The organism is Serratia sp. P2ACOL2, assembly GCF_003691565.1.
Lineage (GTDB): Bacteria > Pseudomonadota > Gammaproteobacteria > Enterobacterales > Enterobacteriaceae > Serratia > Serratia liquefaciens.
In genome coordinates this window covers 5,174,092-5,194,575 of sequence record NZ_CP033162.1, presented here as the reverse complement: position 1 = coordinate 5,194,575, position 20,484 = coordinate 5,174,092, and the positions used below count along the sequence as shown (strand labels likewise).

Annotated in this window: 15 protein-coding genes and 1 pseudogene; 9 read left to right on the top strand and 7 right to left on the bottom strand. The window is 56.2% G+C overall.

What is annotated here, in order from left to right:
* The first annotated feature begins 22 nt into the window (after positions 1 to 22).
* The 4 genes from ilvE to EBA31_RS24870 all read left to right on the top strand — a co-directional run bounded on the left by ilvE (position 23) and on the right by EBA31_RS24870 (position 5,169).
* Positions 23 to 949 (top strand): branched-chain-amino-acid transaminase, encoded by a 927-nt coding sequence (gene ilvE, locus EBA31_RS24885; protein WP_020837487.1) that lies wholly within the window; start codon positions 23 to 25, stop codon positions 947 to 949.
* Positions 950 to 1,045: 96 nt separating this feature from the next.
* Positions 1,046 to 2,896, top strand: coding sequence for a dihydroxy-acid dehydratase (ilvD, locus tag EBA31_RS24880; RefSeq protein ID WP_048762615.1), 1,851 nt, complete (start codon positions 1,046 to 1,048; stop codon positions 2,894 to 2,896).
* A 5-nt stretch (positions 2,897 to 2,901) separates the two neighbouring features.
* A complete protein-coding gene (ilvA, locus tag EBA31_RS24875; protein WP_041415091.1) occupies positions 2,902 to 4,446 on the top strand; it encodes a threonine ammonia-lyase, biosynthetic in 1,545 nt (514 codons plus the stop codon).
* Positions 4,447 to 4,467: 21 nt separating this feature from the next.
* Positions 4,468 to 5,169 carry a DUF2461 domain-containing protein gene (locus EBA31_RS24870; protein ID WP_122080439.1) on the top strand — a complete coding sequence of 234 codons (702 nt, stop codon included), beginning with the start codon at positions 4,468 to 4,470 and terminating at the stop codon, positions 5,167 to 5,169.
* 116 nt (positions 5,170 to 5,285) lie between these two features.
* Here EBA31_RS24870 and ilvY read toward each other — a convergent pair whose 3' ends face one another.
* Entirely contained in the window at positions 5,286 to 6,185 is a 900-nt protein-coding gene (gene ilvY / locus EBA31_RS24865; protein ID WP_020837481.1) for an HTH-type transcriptional activator IlvY, read from the bottom strand.
* A gap of 168 nt (positions 6,186 to 6,353) precedes the next feature.
* Between ilvY and ilvC the strand changes: the two genes are divergently transcribed.
* Entirely contained in the window at positions 6,354 to 7,829 is a 1,476-nt protein-coding gene (gene ilvC / locus EBA31_RS24860; RefSeq protein WP_044548793.1) for a ketol-acid reductoisomerase, read from the top strand.
* 348 nt (positions 7,830 to 8,177) lie between these two features.
* On the opposite strand, the gene EBA31_RS24855 is transcribed toward ilvC, so the two are convergent.
* Both EBA31_RS24855 and EBA31_RS24850 read right to left on the bottom strand, forming a co-directional pair.
* Complete coding sequence (locus tag EBA31_RS24855; protein WP_046374903.1) at positions 8,178 to 9,110, bottom strand: sugar kinase; 933 nt, start codon at positions 9,108 to 9,110, stop codon at positions 8,178 to 8,180.
* A gap of 165 nt (positions 9,111 to 9,275) precedes the next feature.
* Positions 9,276 to 9,479: a 2-hydroxymuconate tautomerase family protein gene (locus tag EBA31_RS24850; RefSeq protein WP_020837477.1), complete on the bottom strand. Its 204-nt coding sequence runs from the start codon at positions 9,477 to 9,479 to the stop codon at positions 9,276 to 9,278.
* A gap of 146 nt (positions 9,480 to 9,625) precedes the next feature.
* On the opposite strand from EBA31_RS24850, the gene pdeH reads away from it, so the two are divergent.
* Positions 9,626 to 10,411, top strand: coding sequence for a cyclic-guanylate-specific phosphodiesterase (gene pdeH, locus EBA31_RS24845; RefSeq protein ID WP_122080438.1), 786 nt, complete (start codon positions 9,626 to 9,628; stop codon positions 10,409 to 10,411).
* Positions 10,412 to 10,509: 98 nt separating this feature from the next.
* Entirely contained in the window at positions 10,510 to 12,543 is a 2,034-nt protein-coding gene (locus tag EBA31_RS24840) for an AsmA family protein (protein WP_061068962.1), read from the top strand.
* A gap of 29 nt (positions 12,544 to 12,572) precedes the next feature.
* Here EBA31_RS24840 and EBA31_RS24835 read toward each other — a convergent pair.
* The 3 genes and pseudogenes from EBA31_RS24835 to yhjD form a co-directional block, all read right to left on the bottom strand.
* A pseudogene (locus tag EBA31_RS24835) lies at positions 12,573 to 13,340 on the bottom strand (CDP-diacylglycerol diphosphatase); the annotation flags it as partial.
* Positions 13,341 to 13,439: 99 nt separating this feature from the next.
* Complete coding sequence (locus EBA31_RS24830) at positions 13,440 to 14,762, bottom strand: MFS transporter (protein WP_122080436.1); 1,323 nt, start codon at positions 14,760 to 14,762, stop codon at positions 13,440 to 13,442.
* A gap of 328 nt (positions 14,763 to 15,090) precedes the next feature.
* A complete protein-coding gene (gene yhjD, locus EBA31_RS24825; protein WP_116691611.1) occupies positions 15,091 to 16,110 on the bottom strand; it encodes an inner membrane protein YhjD in 1,020 nt (339 codons plus the stop codon).
* Between the two features lie 339 nt (positions 16,111 to 16,449).
* Here yhjD and EBA31_RS24820 point away from each other — a divergent pair, with 339 nt between their 5' ends.
* On the top strand, positions 16,450 to 17,316 hold the full coding sequence (locus EBA31_RS24820; RefSeq protein WP_020837470.1) for a crotonase/enoyl-CoA hydratase family protein: 867 nt from the start codon (positions 16,450 to 16,452) through the stop codon (positions 17,314 to 17,316).
* A 16-nt stretch (positions 17,317 to 17,332) separates the two neighbouring features.
* Here the strand turns inward: EBA31_RS24820 and pdeR are convergent, their stop codons facing one another.
* A complete protein-coding gene (gene pdeR, locus EBA31_RS24815) occupies positions 17,333 to 19,327 on the bottom strand; it encodes a cyclic di-GMP phosphodiesterase (protein ID WP_046374906.1) in 1,995 nt (664 codons plus the stop codon).
* A gap of 611 nt (positions 19,328 to 19,938) precedes the next feature.
* Here pdeR and spy point away from each other — a divergent pair.
* Positions 19,939 to 20,436, top strand: coding sequence for an ATP-independent periplasmic protein-refolding chaperone Spy (spy, locus tag EBA31_RS24810; protein WP_020837467.1), 498 nt, complete (start codon positions 19,939 to 19,941; stop codon positions 20,434 to 20,436).
* The last annotated feature ends 48 nt before the right edge of the window (positions 20,437 to 20,484 follow it).

Sequence of the window (20,484 nt, the reverse complement as noted above, 5' to 3'; positions counted from 1 at the left end):
TGCGTGAGAAGGATAAAGAACAATGACGAAGAAAGCCGATTACATTTGGTTCAATGGTGAGATGGTTCCCTGGGCTGACGCCAAAGTGCACGTGATGTCGCATGCGCTGCACTACGGCACTTCGGTGTTTGAAGGCGTTCGTTGCTATGACTCCCATAAAGGCCCGGTGGTGTTCCGTCACCGCGAGCATATGCAACGCCTGCACGACTCGGCAAAAATCTACCGCATGCCGGTATCACAAAGCGTTGATGAGCTGATGGAAGCCTGTCGCGCTACGCTGCGTAAAAACAACCTGGTCAGCGCTTATATTCGCCCGCTGGTGTTTGTGGGCGACGTCGGCATGGGGGTTAACCCGCCGGCCGGCTACAAGACAGACGTGATTATCGCGGCGTTTCCTTGGGGCGCGTACCTGGGTGAAGAGGCGCTGGAGCAAGGCATCGATGCGATGGTTTCGTCCTGGCACCGCGTGGCGCCAAATACCATCCCCACCGCGGCCAAAGCCGGTGGTAACTACCTTTCCTCCCTGCTGGTGGGCAGCGAAGCGCGCCGCCACGGTTATCAGGAAGGGATTGCGCTCGACGTGCACGGTTATATTTCCGAAGGAGCAGGTGAGAACCTGTTTGAAGTGAAAGACGGCGTGTTGTTCACCCCGCCGTTCACCTCTTCCGCGCTGCCGGGCATTACCCGCGACGCCATCATCAAATTGGCGAAAGACATGGGCTTCGAAGTGCGTGAGCAGGTGCTGTCCCGCGAATCGCTGTACCTGGCCGACGAAGTGTTCATGTCCGGCACCGCGGCGGAAATCACCCCGGTGCGCAGCGTCGACGGCATCCAGGTCGGCATTGGCAAATGCGGCCCGGTGACCAAACAAATTCAACAGGCGTTCTTTGGCCTGTTTACCGGCAAGACCGAAGACAAATACGGCTGGCTGGATCCGGTAAACCCATAAATAACGACGTTACCTGTTAGGGTAAAACGACAGACAGACAAGAATATCCAGGCGGTTCGTTCGCCGCCTGTAATAAATACATTTGGAGTGAAGAGCATGCCTAAGTACCGTTCCGCCACCACCACCCACGGCCGCAACATGGCGGGTGCCCGCGCATTATGGCGCGCGACCGGAATGACCGACGACGATTTTGGCAAACCCATTATTGCGGTGGTCAACTCATTTACCCAGTTCGTTCCGGGCCATGTGCATCTGCGTGATTTGGGCAAGCTGGTTGCAGAACAGATCGAAGCCTCAGGCGGCGTTGCCAAAGAGTTCAACACCATTGCGGTGGATGACGGTATCGCCATGGGCCACGGCGGTATGCTCTATTCCTTGCCGTCACGCGAACTGATCGCCGACTCGGTGGAATACATGGTGAATGCCCACTGTGCGGATGCGATGGTGTGCATTTCCAACTGCGACAAAATCACCCCGGGCATGCTGATGGCGTCATTGCGCCTGAACATTCCGGTGATTTTCGTTTCCGGCGGCCCGATGGAGGCTGGTAAAACCAAGCTCTCCAATCAAATCATCAAGCTGGATCTGGTGGACGCAATGATCCAGGGGGCTAACCCGAATGTCAGCGACGCCGACAGCGAACAAATCGAACGATCCGCCTGCCCGACCTGCGGTTCCTGTTCCGGCATGTTCACCGCCAACTCAATGAACTGTTTGACCGAAGCGCTGGGCCTGTCGCAACCGGGCAACGGCTCGCTGCTGGCGACCCATGCCGACCGTAAGGATCTGTTCCTCAACGCAGGTAAACGCATCGTTGCCCTGACCAAGCGCTATTACGAACAGGACGATGAAAGCGCACTGCCGCGCAGCATCGCCAACAAGGCGGCGTTTGAAAACGCCATGACGCTGGATATCGCCATGGGCGGCTCGACCAACACCGTGCTGCACCTGTTGGCTGCAGCGCAGGAGGGCGAAATTGATTTCACCATGGAAGATATCGACCGCCTGTCACGCAAGGTGCCGCACCTGTGTAAAGTGGCGCCAAGCACCCCGAAATACCATATGGAAGACGTGCACCGTGCCGGTGGCGTGCTGGCGATCCTCGGTGAGCTGGATCGCGCAGGCCTGTTGAACCGCGATGTGAACAACATACTGGGCCTGACCCTGCCACAGACGCTGGAGCGGTATGACATCATGCTGACCAAAGATGAGGCGGTGAAAAAAATGTTCCGCGCCGGCCCGGCGGGCATTCGTACCACCCAGGCGTTCTCGCAGGACTGCCGCTGGGATACGCTGGACGACGATCGCGCAGAGGGCTGTATCCGCTCGCTGGAAAATGCGTTCAGCCAGGATGGCGGCTTGGCCGTGCTGTACGGCAACATGGCGCAGGACGGCAGCATCGTTAAGACCGCCGGCGTCGATAAAGACAACCTGACCTTCCGCGGTCCGGCCAAAGTGTACGAAAGCCAGGACTCGGCGGTGGACGCTATCCTCGGCGGCAAAGTGGTTGCCGGTGACGTGGTGGTGATCCGCTACGAAGGGCCGAAAGGCGGGCCGGGCATGCAGGAAATGCTTTACCCAACCACCTACCTGAAATCCATGGGCCTGGGCAAAGCCTGCGCGCTGATCACCGACGGACGTTTTTCCGGCGGCACCTCGGGCCTGTCAATCGGCCACGTTTCACCGGAAGCGGGCAGCGGCGGCCTGATTGCGCTGATCGAAGATGGCGACATGATCGACATCAATATTCCTCAACGCAGCATGGTGCTGGACGTTTCGGACAGCGAACTGGCGGCACGCCGTGAAGTTGAGCTGGCACGTGGCGATCGCGCCTGGACACCGAAAAACCGTGAGCGTCAGGTTTCCTTGGCGCTGCGTGCCTATGCCATGTTGGCAACCAGCGCTGACAAAGGTGCAGTACGCGACAAGAGCAAGCTGGGAGGCTAAGTATCATGGCGGTATCGCAACCCCTACCCGACGCCCCCTGCGGCGCGGAGTATTTGCGAGCGGTGCTCCGCTCGCCGGTATATGAGGTGGCTCAGGTCACTCCGTTACAGGCCATGAGCAAAATTTCTTCGCGCCTCGGCAACACCATTCTGGTGAAGCGCGAAGATCGTCAGCCGGTGCACAGCTTCAAGCTGCGCGGGGCCTATGCCATGATCGCCAGCCTGAACGAAGAGCAGAAAGCGCGCGGCGTGGTAACGGCTTCGGCCGGCAACCATGCGCAGGGCGTGGCCTACTCCGGAAAACGTCTGGGGATCAAAACGCTGATCGTCATGCCGGTGTCCACCGCAGACATCAAAGTGGATGCGGTACGCGGTTTCGGCGGCGAAGTACTGTTGCACGGCGCCAACTTTGATGAAGCCAAGGCCAGGGCAATTGAGCTTTCGCACAAGCAGGGCATGACCTTCGTTCCCCCGTTCGATCACCCAACGGTGATCGCCGGGCAGGGCACGTTGGCAATGGAGCTGCTGCAACAGGACGCGCATCTCGACCGGGTGTTTGTTCCGGTTGGCGGTGGTGGTCTGGCGGCGGGTGTTGCGGTGTTAATCAAACAGCTGATGCCGCAGATCAAAGTGATCGGCGTGGAGGCGGAAGACTCCGCCTGCCTGCGCGCGGCGCTGGATGCCGGGCATCCGGTAGATTTGGCGCGAGTCGGACTGTTTGCCGAAGGCGTGGCGGTGAAGCGCATCGGTGATGAAACCTTCCGCCTGTGCCGGGAATATCTGGACGACGTGATCACCGTCGACAGCGACGCTATCTGCGCGGCGGTCAAAGATTTGTTTGAAGACGTGCGTGCCATTGCCGAACCCTCCGGCGCGCTGGCACTGGCCGGGCTGAAGAAATACGTTCAGCAGCACAACATCCAGGGCGAGCGCCTGGCGCACGTGCTGTCCGGTGCCAACCTGAACTTCCACGGCTTGCGTTATGTATCTGAACGCTGCGAATTGGGCGAACAACGCGAAGCCCTGCTGGCAGTGACCATTCCTGAGCAGAAAGGCAGCTTCCTGAAGTTTTGCCAACTGCTGGGCGGCCGGTCGGTGACCGAGTTCAACTATCGTTACGCCGATGCGGACAACGCGTGCATCTTCGTCGGTGTCCGCCTGACGCGTGGCCATGCCGAACGCCTGGAAATCATCGATGAGCTGAACGCCGACGGTTATCAGGTGGTGGATCTGTCCGATGACGAAATGGCCAAGCTGCATGTGCGCTACATGGTGGGTGGGCGTCCTTCGAAACCCCTGCGCGAGCGGCTGTACAGCTTTGAGTTCCCGGAGTCGCCGGGCGCGCTGCTGAAGTTCCTGCAAACTCTGGGCACCCATTGGAACATCTCGCTGTTCCATTACCGCAGCCACGGCACCGATTTTGGCCGCGTGCTGGCTGGTTTTGAGCTGTCGCAGACCGAACCTGAGTTTGAGCAGCATTTGCAGGCGCTGGGCTACGACTGCCACGATGAAACCGATAACCCGGCGTTCCGCTTCTTTTTGCAGGGCTAAGGGAACCGACAAGGACGGTGCATGACGGATAAATTTAACGGCTTTAGCCAGCAGGGCCTGAATTTTCTTCAGCAGGTGCGGATCGAGAACGACAAGGAATGGTTTGAGGGCAATCGCGGCGTTTACGAGCGTGAGCTGCTGACGCCGTTCCGCTCGCTGGTGGCTGAGCTTGCCCCGACGATGCTGGCGATCGATCCGCAGTTTGAAACCCGCCCGGCGATCGGTAAAACGCTGTCGCGTATACACCGCGACACGCGTTTTTCTCACGATAAATCACGTTATCGCAGCCGCATGTGGTTGACGTTCAAACGGCCGAGCAAAGACTGGAAGGATGCCCCGGTTTATTTCTTCGAACTGGGGCCGGACATGTTGCGCTATGGGCTGGGTTATTACAGTGCCAACAAGCAAACCATGGATCTGTTTCGTCATACGCTGCAGCGTCGTCCGCAGCCTTTTCTCGAGGTCGCGGCCTGTTGTCAGCCGCCGTTCGAGCTGGTGGGAGAAAGCTACAAACGCCCGCTGGTTAAAGAGCAGGCGGCAGACATTGCCACCTGGTACAACCGCAAATCTTTTGCGGTGATGGCTACCGACAGCCAGGTGGAGACGTTATTCAACGCCGGGCTGACGCAGAAGCTGGCGCAAGCTTTTCAGCAGTTGGAGCCGCTTTACCATTGGTTGATGCAGGTAGAGGCGATGAAACAAGTCGATCCGGCAGATCTCTAAATACCCGTCGTCTTTCAAGCTGCAGCGTTGTTGGCTGCACTAGCTGCAGCATGAAATCCCTGGGGTATTTCTATCTCGCGTTTCAAATGATCGTGTTTAAAAGCAATGGTGTCGTTTTAAGGATTTTTGACCGTTAATAACAAGCGCCAGAAAGCGTCGATCAGCGGATCGCTGAGGCGTTTTTTCTGCACGCAGACGCCCAGTTCGAACGGTTCGACCATAGAGATATTTTCTAACTGTGAGATGCGGTTACGTACCGGCTCGGGGCTGTTGTCCACCACCACGCCGGGGATCAGTGCGATGCCGCAGCCCAGCGCCACCATGGAAACAATCGCCTCGTGGCCGCCGACGGTGGCGTAAATCAGCGGATTGGCGATGCGCTGGCGACGGAACCACAGCTCGATACGTTTTCGCGACGGGCCATGCTCCGGCAGGATAAACGGAATATTGGCCCAGTCGGGCTGCTCGGCAAATGCCTGGCTGCGCACGGCGCAGGGCAGCGCCGGGGCAATCAATACCAGCGGGATCTCGCCGATTTTGGTGAAGGCTACGCTGGTGGGCAGGGTTTCAGGCCGGCCGGCAATGCCCAGATCGGCTTCGTTGGACTGAACCTTATCGACGGCGTCAGCAGCGTCACCGGTGGTGAGTTTAATTTCCACCAGCGGATGTTGCGCGCGGAAGCGATCCAGGATCGGCGGCAGGTGGCTGTAGGCGGCGGTGACCGAGCAGAACAGCCGCAGCTCGCCGCTCAGCGAAGGGCCGTGCTGGCCGAGAGAATGCTTCAGTTGCTGGTATTGCAACAGCGTCTGCTGGGCAAAGTCTTTTAGCTGCTCGCCGGCATCGGTGAGCTGCACGGTGCGGTTATCGCGTAAAAACAGCGGCTGCCCGAGGATCTCTTCCAGCCGTTGGATCTGGCGGGAAAGCGTCGACGGACTGACGTGCATCGCCTTGGCGGTGCGGCCAAAATGGTGGCTTTCGGCCAGATGAAGGAACAGCTTTAAATCACGCAAATCCATATCAGTACGCTCGCAGCAAGAGTGTTGCATAAATTGCAATATCACATTCGTAATATATCAATTTAAGCAACGCGTTTCCTGTTATACATTGAGTTTAACGAATCTCCGCACAGACAGGCGGGGAATGAAAATAACATGCAAGACACAACATCTAACTGGAGTACCACCATGGCTAACTATTTCAACACATTGAACCTGCGTCAGCAGTTGGCGCAATTGGGTAAATGCCGTTTTATGGCACGTGACGAATTCGCTGATGAAGCCGGCTACCTGAAAGGCAAAAAAGTGGTGATTGTCGGCTGTGGCGCACAGGGTCTGAACCAAGGCTTGAACATGCGTGACTCGGGGCTGGATGTGGCTTATGCCCTGCGTAAAGAAGCTATCGACGAAAAGCGTCCTTCATGGCGTAAAGCGACCGAAAACGGCTTTAAAGTAGGGACTTACGAAGACTTGATCCCACAGGCCGACCTGGTGGTTAACCTGACGCCGGACAAGCAGCACACCTCGGTAGTGCGTGCCGTACAGCCGCTGATGAAAGACGGCGCGGCGCTGGGCTACTCTCACGGCTTCAACATCGTTGAAGTGGGTGAGCAAGTACGTAAAGACATTACCGTGGTGATGGTTGCGCCAAAATGTCCGGGCACCGAAGTGCGTGAAGAATACAAACGTGGTTTCGGCGTACCGACCCTGATTGCGGTTCACCCGGAAAACGACCCTAAAGGCGAAGGCATGGCGATTGCCAAGGCATGGGCTGCCGCGACCGGCGGTCATCGCGCCGGCGTTCTGGAGTCTTCCTTCGTCGCCGAGGTGAAGTCTGACCTGATGGGCGAGCAGACCATTCTGTGCGGCATGCTGCAGGCGGGTTCACTGCTGTGCTTCGATAAACTGGTTGCTGAAGGTACCGACCCGGCTTATGCAGAAAAACTGATCCAGTTCGGTTGGGAAACCATCACCGAAGCGCTGAAGCAGGGCGGTATCACCCTGATGATGGACCGTCTGTCCAACCCGGCTAAACTGCGTGCTTATGCGCTGTCCGAGCAACTGAAAGAGATCATGGCGCCGCTGTTCCAGAAGCACATGGACGACATCATCTCCGGTGCCTTCTCCAGCGGCATGATGGCCGACTGGGCAGAAGACGACGTGAAGCTGCTGAACTGGCGTGAAGAGACCGGCAAGTCGGCGTTCGAAAACGCGCCGCAGTTCGAAGGTAAAATCAGCGAGCAGGAATACTTTGACCACGGTGTACTGATGGTGGCAATGGTGAAAGCCGGTGTTGAGCTGGCGTTTGAAACCATGGTTGATGCAGGTATCATCGAAGAATCCGCTTACTACGAATCACTGCACGAACTGCCGCTGATCGCCAACACCATTGCGCGTAAGCGTCTGTACGAAATGAACGTGGTTATCTCTGATACCGCCGAGTACGGCAACTACCTGTTTGCCAACGCGGCAGTGCCATTGCTGAAAGAGTTCATGACTACCCTGCAGGCGGGTGATCTGGGCAAATCCGTGGCCGGGACTTCCGTAGATAACGCGCAACTGCGTGACGTGAACGAAGCGGTGCGCAATCACCCAATCGAATCCGTTGGCCGTAAGCTGCGTGGTTATATGACGGATATGAAACGTATCGCGGTAGCAGGCTAAATACCCGTCGTCTTTCAGGCTGTAGCGTTGTTACCTGTACTATCACACCCCAGTCGCTGACTAAGGTAAGCTCCTGGGGATGAGATAGCTTGGCGCTTGGCTACAACCTGAAATCCATAGGGTATTAAGATGGGTTTTCGAGCCCAATAAAAAGGCCAGCATTATTGCTGGCCTCAGATTGCTGACAAAGTCCTATGCAGTTAAAAACCCTGATCTGAGGACGAATAAAAACAAAGGATTATGTCTTCTGATTTACCCCAAACATCCGAAAACCACGTTTTTCGGGTGTTTGTCATCAGACTAAGGCCAGCATTATTGCTGGCCTTTCGCATTTCTACGGAACAGGATTCATTGCGGCATGGCGGCGAGTGGGATAATGGCGCCACGATGCTGGATCACCGTGCTGGCGGTGAGATGACCGCGCTGCGCCGCCTGTACGGCGTCGCCGCCGGTTAAGCGTACCGCCAGGTAACCCGCGCTGAAAGAGTCCCCAGCCGCCGTGGTATCCACTACTTTTTCTTTCGGCAGCCGTACCGCCGGGATTTCAAATTCGGTGCCTTCGGCGCTGAACACCAGGCAGGCCTCTGCCCCGCGTTTGATCACAATCTCCATTACGCCCAACTGCTGCGTGCGCTGCACCACCTGTTCCACCGGCTGTTTGCCCCATAGCAAATCCTCGTCATCCAGCGTCAGGAAGGCGATATCGGTGCAGGCCAGCACTTCGCGATAAGCCTGCTGCGTTTCTTCCCGATTTTGCCACAGCCGCGGGCGATAGTTGTTATCGAAAATGACTTTGCCACCGTTGGCGCGGCACTGGCGCAGTAATGCCAGCAGCTTGGTGCGGCTGGCCGCGTCGAGGATCGCCACGCTGATGCCGCTAAGGTATAGATAATCGAAGTGGGCCAGTTGTTCGCATAACGTCTCCGCCTGTGGGCTGGCCAGCCAGTAACGGGCGGCGGCGTCATTGCGCCAGTAATAGAAAGTGCGTTCGCCGGCCTCATCGGTTTCGATCACGTACAGGCCCGGCAGCTTGTTTTCCAGCCGTTGAACCAGGCGCGTATTGACCTTCTCCTGTTGCCAGGCGTGCAGCATCTCATCGCTGAAACTGTCGGTGCCGAGCGCGGTAACGTAATGCACCTGCAGCGTGCTTTCTGCCACCTGGCGGGCGATGTATACGGCAGTATTTAGCGTATCGCCGCCAAAGCCGCGGCTAAGGTCCGCGCCTTTTTGCGATAGTTCAATCATGCATTCGCCGATCACGGCAAGATTCTGGGTGGTCATAGTCAACGAGCCCTGGCTGAAAGAAGAAGGTGAATGAATGCGAAACCCATCCAGTCTCAAGGCAAGGGGCGAGGGAGTCAACGAAAATAAAACAACGTTTTAATTTAATTATGACGACGATCGGGAAACTGAAAAATTTCCCGATCCGCAGACAAGAGTCCGCCGTTATTTAGCGGCTGCGCGCAGCTCGGTGACGCATTTGCCGCCGATACCCCAGTTGTCGGTTTCTACTTCATCGATGACGACCACGGTGGTGGCCGGATTCTTCCCCAGCGTATCCACCAGCAGTTGTGTCACGCCGGCGATCAGCTGTTTCTTTTGCTCCGCTGTCGCACCTTCACGGGTAATTTTGATATTTACGTAGGGCATGTTTTTTTCCTTGGTTTTTTGTTATCGCTATTCACTGTAGAAGGCTTTTGCCGCCGCTTAAAGTTTTATCGCCTGCTGCCGATAAACCCAGGGAAGCAATCACGCAGACTGAGCGTTTTCATGTCCCTTCGATGGCGATAGTCCCAATGACAACCAAGATGATTTCTGGTCTGCTGGCGCCATTCCTTGCCGTATGCACACATATAAAAGCACAGCATTTTTGGCGGCAATGCCGGCGGCAGTATACTTTTCAGCCGATCTACCGCACCTGTGGCACTCTGCTGGCACTCGAACTGCTGACGGCGGTGTCTCATCCTGACGCACCGGACAAACCGCTGTCGCCGGAGCACTATTTTGCTGCCCTTGACGTGCGCAAGCGCCTGCAGATCATTCAGGAACAGCTGACGTTGCTCCAGCACTGGCAGCCGTTGTTGACCCGTCACGCGTTGATGGTGTCGGTCAATATCGACGGCATTGCATTGCAGGCGCTTCAGCGGCACGAGGTGTTGCAACGACAGATTGCCAGCATGCCTTATCTGCGCTTCGAGCTGGTGGAGCACGCGGGAATGGCGTTGAACGGCCCGTTGCAGCAAATTGCCGGGGCCGAGCGGCTGTGGTTGGATGACTTCGGTAGCGGGTTGGCGAATTTCTCCGCCGTCAGTACCTGGCGCTATCAATACATCAAGGTGGCGCGTGAATTGTTCACCCTGCTTAAGCAGACGGAGGATGGCATTCAACTGCTCTCCACGCTGGTCAGAATAATGAACCAGCACAGCGAAGGAGTGATTGTTGAAGGGGTGGAAACCGAGCAGGAATGGCTGCTGGTGCAGCGCTCTGGTGCCCTGGCGGCGCAGGGGTACTACCTTTCCCGTCCGGCCCATTTCGACACTCTGCAAACTTTGCCCAGATTGTTTTCCGTGCCGACTGCCTGATCCTCGTCCCCTAAAGCGTGAACTCTGGCCTATCCTCGGCTAGGCTTGATAACAGTTGCTTATCAATTGTTGGCAAGTTTCGCGTTCAGGGAGCCATTATGACAAAAACAGGAAAGGCGTTCACTTGGGTGGGCGGTATTGTGCTGCTGATCATCGTTGCGTTGGTGATCTTTGCGCTGGCCTTCGACTGGAATCGCCTCAAACCGACCATTAATGACAAGGTGTCTGCCGAATTGCACCGTCCGTTCGCTATCCGTGGCGACTTGGGTGTGGCCTGGACACGTGATAAGGATGAAGGCGGTTGGCGTGCCTGGGTGCCATGGCCGCATATTCATGCCGAAGATATCGTACTGGGTAACCCGGAAAATATCCCGGGCGACACTATGGTCCAGTTGCAGCGCGTCGAAGCCAGCATCTCGCCATTGGCGTTGTTGGGCAAAGAGGTGCTGATCCCGCGTATTTGGCTGAAGCAGCCGAACGCGAGCCTGCGGCGTCTGGCCAATGGCGAGAATAACTGGACCTTTAACCTGGCCGGCGATCCCAATCAGCCCCCGTCCGACTGGACGGTGAACGTTCATGACATCGTATTCGATAAGGGTCAGATTGCTTTTAAAGACGCCACGCTGAAGGCCGATTTCCGCGCTGAGATTGACCCGCTCGGCAAACCTTTGCCGTTCAGCGAAGTGACGGGCAAAAAAGACGCCAGCAAAGCCATCACACCTGACTATGTTTTCGGTTGGAAGGTGAAGGGGACCTATAACGGTGAGCCGCTGGCGGGCAGCGGCAAGATCGGCGGTATGCTGTCGTTACAAAGTGCCGACTCGCCATTCCCGCTGCAGGCAGATGTGCGTTCCGGCTCAACCCGGGTGGTGGTAGCAGGTACGCTGTCCGACCCGATGAACCTCGGTGGGCTGGACTTGCAGCTTAAATTCTCCGGTGACAGCCTGGGGAATCTGTATGGCCTTACCGGCGTGCTGCTGCCGAATACTCCGCCTTACTCCACCGATGGTCACCTGAGTGCTCGCCTGCACGAGAAAGGCGGAGCCGTATTCCAGTACCAAAAATTCGACGGCAAAATCGGCGACAGCGATATTCACGGTGATTTGACCTATGTCGCCAGCAAACCCCGGCCGAAGCTAAGCGGTGAGGTACTGTCGAAGCAGCTGCGCTTCGCCGATCTGGCGCCGTTGATTGGTGCGGACTCCAACACCGAAAAAGCCGGACGCGGCGAAAAAAGCCGTCAGCCGGCCGGCAAGGTGCTGCCGGTAGAAAAGTTTGAAACCCAAAGCTGGAAGGTGATGGATGCGGACGTCAAATTCACCGCCAAGCGCATTGAGCACGGCAGCTCGCTGCCGCTGAGCGACCTCTATACCCATCTGCAGTTGAACAACGGCGCTATCCTGATGGATCCGCTGCGGTTCGGCGTGGCGGGCGGTAACCTCAACGCCACCCTGCGCCTCGACGGCAGCAAGAATCCGATGCAGGGTCGGGTGGATATGCACGCGCGGAAATTCCAGCTCAAGCAGCTGTTGCCGAACGTGGGATCGATGAAACGTAGCCTGGGGCAACTGAACGGCGATGCCAAACTCACCGGCACTGGCAACTCGGTGGCGGACTTGCTGGCGACCAGCAGCGGCGATCTGCGGATGGTGATTAACAATGGGGTTATCAGCCGTAGCCTGATGGAAATTCTCGGGTTAAACGTCGGTAACTATCTGGTAGCGCAGCTCTTTGGCGACGACGTCGTGGGCATTAACTGTGCGGCGGCGGACATCGGGATCAGCACCGGTGTGGCGGCACCGCGGCTGTTTGTGTTCGATACCGAGAACGCGATTATCAATATCAGCGGCAATACCAATCTGGCCACGGAGCGGTTGGACCTGTCCATCGATCCGGAAAGTAAGGGGATGCGGGTGCTGACGCTGCGTTCGCCGCTGTATGTGAAAGGCACCTTCGCGCATCCGGACGCTGGGGTGAAGGCTGGTCCGCTGATTGCGCGCGGTGCTGCGGCAGTGGCGCTGGGCGTGGTGTTGACGCCTGCAGCGGCATTGTTGGCGCTGGTTTCGCCGAGCGAAGGCGGTGAGGAAAACCAGTGCGGACAAATTCTGCAGCAGATGAAGAAGAAAAAATGATCGCTAATGGCCCGCACTGCGGGCCATTTTTATTGCAGAACCCGGCAGTCGTGATCCTGAATTTCTTCCGCCGAGGCCAGGGTAAACGGCAGCAGGCTGCGCTCGGTGGCCAGCAGTAGGAAGTCGCCGCCCGGCAATGCGGTCATTGCCAGGCCAAAACTGCCCATACGGCCTTCGGATCGTGGTACCCCTTCTGCCAGCAGGCGGAAAGCCCCCTGTTTTTTCAGATCATTAGCGGTGACCTTGCGCACCAGATAGTCATGCCCCAGTAAACCGCCGGGCATGGGTTCCCACTGTTCACTGTATTCTGTCGCATATCGCGCCAACTGCGTTTTTACCGCCGGTAACAGGCAGGAGATATGAATATGCAACTGATTCTGCGTTCGGCCATATTGCGAGTTAATCGCCAGCGAAATATCGGCGTCATCAATCTCTTTGCCGTATTTATCCGCCATAAAATGCCGTGCGGCCCAGGCTTGCTCAAAGAAGTTTGGGGTGGTGGCTTCCAGCACCTGCGGGCTTTCAATGCCGGTGATTTTGGCCGTTGGCATCAGTAAATACTGCAGTGGCCCGTTGCGATCCTTAAACACCACAAAACCGGCCTGTGGGTCGACCTGCGCGCAGGGGGCGGGGTTGTTATGCGCTTGTTGATTGGGCAGGCACTGTTGGCTGACGATACGCCATAGCGCGTTTGAATTGGAGGGTATTAGCCAGAACCAGCCAGCCAGCGCAATGGCGATCACCACCAATGGCACAACGTACCAAAACAGTCTGCGGCGCAGAGACATTATTGATTTCCATTTCTGTCAAAGAGGAAGGGTTCAGCATAGTCCGATTTTATGACAGGAGACAATACGGGAAGTGCGGCCCACCTGATGGGGGCCGCGTAAGCGGGGTTACAGCGACTTGTCTCGGGTCTCTTTCATCAACAACAGGGCGATCAGCGTCAGGCTGGCCATGGCCGCCAGGTACAGACCGACATAGAACAGGCCGTAGTGCGTTGCCAGCCAGGTGGCGATATAAGGCGCTACCGCGGCCCCGAGGATTGACGCGACGTTATAGGAGAAGGATGCGCCGGTATAGCGAACCTCCGTCGGGAACAGCTCCGGCAGCAGCGCGCCCATCGGGCCGAAGGTCAACCCCATGATGCTCAGGCCGCACAGCAGGAAGCCCATCACCAGAGCCTGGTTTCCGGAACCCAGCATGCTCGGGAACAGGAAAGCGAAGGCGATCATCAGCAGAGTAATGACGATCATGGTCTTGCGACGGCCAAAGGCATCAGCCAGCAGACCGGCAATCGGTACCATAACGCCAAAGCCGATCACCGCCACCATCAGCATCCACAGGAAGCTGTTGCGCGAATAGCCCAAGCCCAGCGGCTGCGGCGTGGTGCCGTAGGTCATCGAGTAGACCGTCATCAGGTAGAACAGCGTATAGGTTGCCAGCATGATGAAGGTGCCGAGGATCGTCACCTTCAGGTGCTTGCTGAGCAGGGTGCCGAGCGGAATTTTCACCTGCTTGCCGGCTTTTGCCACCTTGGCGAATACCGGTGTTTCATGCAGTGACACTCGTACGTACAGCCCGATCAGCACCAGCGCGGCGGACAGAATAAACGGCACGCGCCAGCCCCATTCCATAAACTGCTGGTCAGTCAGCAACCAGGAGAGCAGCAGGAAGGTCCCGTTGGCGAAGAAGAAGCCGATAGGCGCACCCAGCTGCGGGAAGGAACCGTACAGCGCCCGTTTTCTGGCCGGGGCATTCTCGGTGGCCAGCAAGGCTGCGCCGCCCCATTCCCCGCCCAGGCCCAGACCCTGACCGAAGCGCGCCAGCGCCAGCAGGATTGGCGCGAAGATACCAATGGTTTCGTAGCTTGGCAGCATGCCGATCAGCACGGTGGAAATCCCCATGGTCAGCAGTGAGGCGACCAGGGTCACCTTACGCCCAACGCGATCGCCGAAGTGGCCGAACAGCGCCGAACCAATAGGGCGCGCAACGAAAGCGACGGCGAAAGTGGCCAGCGACTGCAGCGTGGCGGTGGTGGGATCGCCCTGTGGGAAGAAGATATGCGGGAAAACGATCACCGCAGCGGTGGCGTAAATGTAAAAATCGAAAAACTCGATAGCGGTCCCGACCAGCGAGGCGACAATCACTTTTCCGCGTGAGTTAACCGGTGTTGACGCGTCGTCGGCGTCCAGAGTTGGTGCGATGGAGGCTTGCATAATATTTCTTATATTTTGAATTTGTAAAAATCCATCTTAGTCACAGCAAAATGCCTTTTCAATGACGAAACTTTGTACAATGCGGCGATTAACCGGTTAAAAAGCTTAATGTTTCATCACTGCGTTTCTGCATAGATTTTAACGTTGCCAAATGAATGATTCGCAGACTGAACATCTGTAAAAGGCGAAAAGAAAAGTTAGGCTGTAGTTTGTTATGCTGATTCTGGCAGGTGAGTTGGTTTCTTATTGGTTTTATATGCTGGTTTAATTGCTTAAATGCAAAATAAAAAACCGGCCACAGGAAAGTGGCCGGTATGATTGCGTTGATTTACGGCGCGGATTGTTCTGAGGTTGGCAGGGTTTTATCCTCTTTATATTGCGCGGTGGCGATCCAGGCGGCGCAAAACAGCGTCAGACGGGCGAAGAAATAGAAAAACGCCATCAGCCCAATCACCGAACCAAAGGCGGCCCCAGAAGGGGATTTGGCCACCTGTGGCAGCGTCATGGTCATCACAAACTTAATCACTTCGAAACCGATAGCGGCAAGCAGCGTACCGCGCAGCAACGCCTTTTTCTTCGGCTTATGCCGTGGCAGCATCCAGAAGATCCACAGAAACAGCAGGTAGTTGGCAAAGATGGAGATCGACAGCGCAATCAGCGTCATGGCCGGCCGCAGCCATTCTATGCCTTCCAGACCCAGCGCCTGCACAATCGCCGCCTGCGCCGAACCGGCAATGGAGGTCAACGTCAGGGTGATAATCAGCGCCACCACCAGACCGGTCAGCGAGATAAAATCGCGGGTGTATTTGAAATAGATTTTTTCCTGATCCTGCGGATTGCGCTCCCAGACGTCACGCGACTGTGCACGGATCGCCTCTCGCAGGTTGCCCATCCAACTGATCCCCGAATACAGCGCCAGCGCCAGGCCGGTCAGCCCCACGGTGGTACGTTGCTGAATGGCGGTATTGACGGTGTTTTTCAGCGTGCCGGCCAGGGTCGGATCGCTGATGCTGCCGACGATTTTATTGATCAGCCCGGTTAGCAGGTCCGGATTGGATGCCAACACAAAACCGACGGCGGCAAATGACACCATCAGAATCGGGATCAGCGAAAGAAACGAGAAATAGGTGATGGCAGCGCCGAATTGGCTGCCCAGGCGATCGTTAAAGCGCTCGGTGGCGCGCAGCAGGTGAGCGATGCTTGGCCAGGCCTTGATGCGTTCGACCAGGCGTGAAAATCCGGAAATGCGCCGGTCAAGGGTCTGGTGGCCGGTCTTGATGTCGATCAGCGGTTTTTGCGGCGCTTCACTGTTGGTCTGACGGGGGTCTTTATCTGATCCTGTAGGCATTACGTCACGATATCCTTAACGATAAATAGGCTGTCTCAATGTGATTATAGCCAAAAGGCTCGCCGTTTTGGCCGCCGGGGCCGGTAACCGGCTAATTTGTGAGCTTAGCGCGTTCACTCCCCAGGTGAAATGTTGCAGCCTGCCGATGGGTAAAATTCTTATGTCAGCCGCGTTCCAGCGCGGTTTTTTTCATTCTCCGACCTTCAATTTTTATCTGTTTCATCACTAAGAAAGCGTTTACTCATGATGTGGCGCGACGGTTTACCAGTCGCCGCGCAACTGCAGCCGTAGGGGTTGGAACGGTTTCAACTGTTAACACGAGAGAAAATGGAAGGTCATATGAAATTACTTAATCACCCCACCTGTCGCCCGTTTACCGAAGCGGGCAATTTGACCCAGATATCCGCCTACTATGAGGAGGAACGGCACATCATGTGGATGCTGCTGCGTGCTGAACCGCGCCCTTGCTTCAATCAGGCGTTAATCGAAGACATCATGACGCTGGCGCAGGCAGCAAAAGAGTCTTCATTGCAGTTTGATTTTTGGGTCACCGGATCGCTGGTGCCCAATATGTTCAACGTCGGTGGCGATCTGCAGTTCTTTGCCGAGGCCATTAAAAACCGCAAGCGCGAGGCGATGATGGCTTACGCACGTGCCTGCATTGACTGCGTGCATGCGGCGGCGCGCGGGTTTGATACCGGTGCGGTAAGCATTGCGATGGTGGAGGGCAGCGCCCTGGGGGGCGGCTTCGAAGCGGCGCTGGCGCACCATTTCGTGCTGGCACAGAACAACGCGCGGATGGGTTTTCCGGAAATTGCGTTCAACCTGTTCCCCGGCATGGGGGGATATTCGCTGGTGGCACGCAAGGCAGGTATGCGCCTGGCGGAAGAGCTGATCTGGGGGGGCGAGTCGCACACCGCGGAATGGTTTGAAAGCCGTGGCCTGGTCGATCAGTTGTTCCAGCCCGGCGATGCTTATGTGGCGACCCGCACCTTCATCGATACCATCCGGCCCAAATTGAACGGGATGCGCGCCATGCTACGCGCCCGTCAGCGGGTATTGCAGCTCACGCGTTCGGAGCTGATGGATATTACCGAGGATTGGGTGCATTCGGCCTTCACCATCGAGGAGAAAGATCGTGCCTATATCGAGCGTCTGGTTATGCTACAAGACCGCCACACGCTAAACCTGCGTCGTGCAGGCTAACATTACCCGGCCCGCATCAGGCTGAGGAGGGATGCGGGCAATAAGATTGCAGCCAATGTTCCAACTGGTCCGGGAGCATTGGCCGCGCAAACAGAAATCCTTGTTTCTCATCCACACCGACTTCATCCAGAAACTGATTCTCGCTTTCGGTCTCTACACCTTCGGCAATCACCCGGAACCTGAGCGCTTCGGCCGCCGCGACGATGGCGCGCACCAGCGACTGCGAAACCGGATTGCAATTCACCCCGCGCACGAAGCTTTTATCCAGCTTGATGGCATCCAGCGGAATGCGGGCCAACTGGGCCAAAGAAGAGTAGCCGGTGCCAAAATCATCGAGATGCACCTGCGCCCCCAGATCGCGTAACCGCGTGATCACTTCGCGGGCACGTTTTTCATCCTCAATCAGGCTGCTTTCCGTGAGTTCGAAGTCGAGCAGGCAGGGGGCCAGGTGATTGCACTGCAATACCTGAGCGAGATCTTCAACGATGGAATCATCAACCAACTGCCGTGCGGAAAGATTCACTGCCACCCGCAGATTCAAGCCTTGTCGCTGCCACTGTGCGGCCTGTCTGGCGGCGGTTTGCAGCACCCAGCGCCCGAGTGGGCCTATCAGACCGGATTCTTCGGCATAAGAGATAAACTGCAACGGTGGGATCAGGCCGCGCTCGGGTGAATCCCAACGCACCAAAGCTTCTACGCTGCACACCTTGCCGCTGAGCGCCTCGATTTTGGGCTGGTAGTACACCACCAGTTGATCTTGTTCCAGCCCCTTTCGCAGGTTGGTATCCAGCCACATGTATTCCGCGACGCGTTTGTTCATTTCCGGCGAGAACACGGTATAGGTGCGTTTGCCGTGTTCTTTGGCGACGTACATGGCGGTATCAGCACTGCGGATCAGGCTGTCGAGATCGTTGCCATGTTCGGGGCATAGCGCAATGCCAATCGAACAGCCGGTATAGACCTCGATAAGGCCGATACGAAAGGGGGTCTTCAAGCGGTCGATAATGCGCTGGGCCAGCCGTTGCAGCATCTCGCGATCGGCCTGCTGGGCAAGCACCAGAAACTCATCGCCCCCCAGGCGAGCCAGGGTTTGGTCTGGTGCGAGACAGCCAAGCACCGCCAACGACACCTCCACCAATAAACGGTCGCCGAACATATGGCCGTAGGCGTCATTCACTTTTTTAAAGTTGTCGAGATCGAGATACACCAGACCGACATGATTGCCGTCGCGTGCGGCGATTGCCTGGGTGATTTTGTCCTGAATGGCATTGCGATTGGGCAGGCCGGTAATAATGTCGGTATTGGCCAACACCCGCAGTCGTTCCTGAGCGCGACGCTCTTCGGTGATGTCGGTGCCGGAGCAAATCAGGAACACCTCATTTTTACCGCTGCCGCTGTGGACGAACTTGTTGCGAAACAAGAACAGCCGTTCCCCCTTCACCGTTTTAATCCAACGTTCCACCTCATAGGATGATCCGTTGCGAAAAAAACCGGCGATGTTTCGCCGCGATGCCGCCGCTTCTTCCGGGCTCATAAACAGCTGAAAGACGTTTTTACCAATAACATCATGTTCGTGCAGGCCGGTGTACTCTTCGCTCAGTCGGTTAAAGCGCTGAATACGGCCGTGCTGGTCAACAATCACAATCACCGAATTGGCTTCTGACACCACCTGTTCGGCAAAAGACAGGCCGTGTACCAGGTCGCGGGCGACCGATTGGGTGTCGCTGAAGGCCGAGGCGGTACCCGCCCATTCCTGATTATTGATCCTGCGCCCGACCAGATGCAGATGTATCGGCTCACCCCCCAGCGTGATGGTGATATCAAGGCTGGCGGTAATGCCGGTCAGACGGCGGATTTTGGCTGCCTGCATGGCGCTGAGCGCCACGGCCATATGGGTTTTGCCTTTCACTGCCGACAGCGCCAGGGCATTGCTGTCAAACGCCAACCGCCAATATGGGCTGTTGGTGCCGAAGTGGGCATTAAGAAGCATAGGGCCTTGGTCTGCGAACATGATGATTCCTCAAAATGGCACGACAGCCAGCCTGTGCGATGGGCACAGCAGCAAATTCTGGCTCGGTAGTGGCCGTAGTGCACGTATCTCCATCATATAACACGTTTTTCACGGGCAGAGGATGAAACTATTATATAACCAATAATTAGTTTTGCAGTGTAAACGTCGCGTTGCCGCCGCTGCAGAAGGCTGCGTTGCGCACCGGATCCTGACGATCTCACTGGGGGTGGATACAATCTTAAGTGTAAGTGAGAACCTGCGCTTTCGAGAGATTCGTACGATTGCTGCTTTCGATGCCGTCGTCATTTTGTTGCAGGACGGTTGCAGTGGATAAGCCTAAATTATAATAAAGACGGGCTTTGACAGGAATAACCCCATCGGGGGGAAAGCAAAATCAGGTGATCGTCAGGCCAGGGGAAACCAAAATTTCCAGATAATAAACAACATCTCCATAATTCATTCATTATTGTCGAATAAACCTGTTTCGGGCTTTAATAAATTTACACACCATCGCATTACTATATGTTTATCGGCCTATTATTATCTCCGACGAAAGATGAGCCTGTTCACGTACAGCGCTCCTGATGAAGAATAATTTTAAGGAAATGATCATGCGTAAACTGACCGCTTTATTTGTCGCTTCTACTCTGGCTCTGGGTTCTGCTTCCATGGCTTTCGCTGCAGATACGACAGCGGCACCTGCGACGACAGATGCCACTCCGATGAAAATGATGCACCACAAGGGCGAGGGTAAAGGCGGGCCATTCGCCGGTCTGAACCTGACTGAACAGCAGCGCCAACAAATGCGCGATATCATGAAAGAGTCGCATCAGAAACGCGGTGCGGGCATGAAAGAGGAGCGTCAGGCCTTGCATAGCCTGGTCGCCTCCGACAGCTTCGATGAAGCCAAAGCGAAAGCCCAAATTGACGCCATCAGCAAAACTCAGTCCGAGCATATGCTGGAGCGCGCCAAAGCTGAAAATAAAATGTACAACCTGCTGACCCCAGAGCAGAAAAAACAATACAATGAGAATTATCAGAAACGCGAACAGAAAATGATGGACCACATGAATAACATGAAGTCGAAAATGACGACTGAACAGAAATAATTTCATGCGGTAAGTAAAAAGGGCCAGATTAATTCTCTGGCCCTTTTT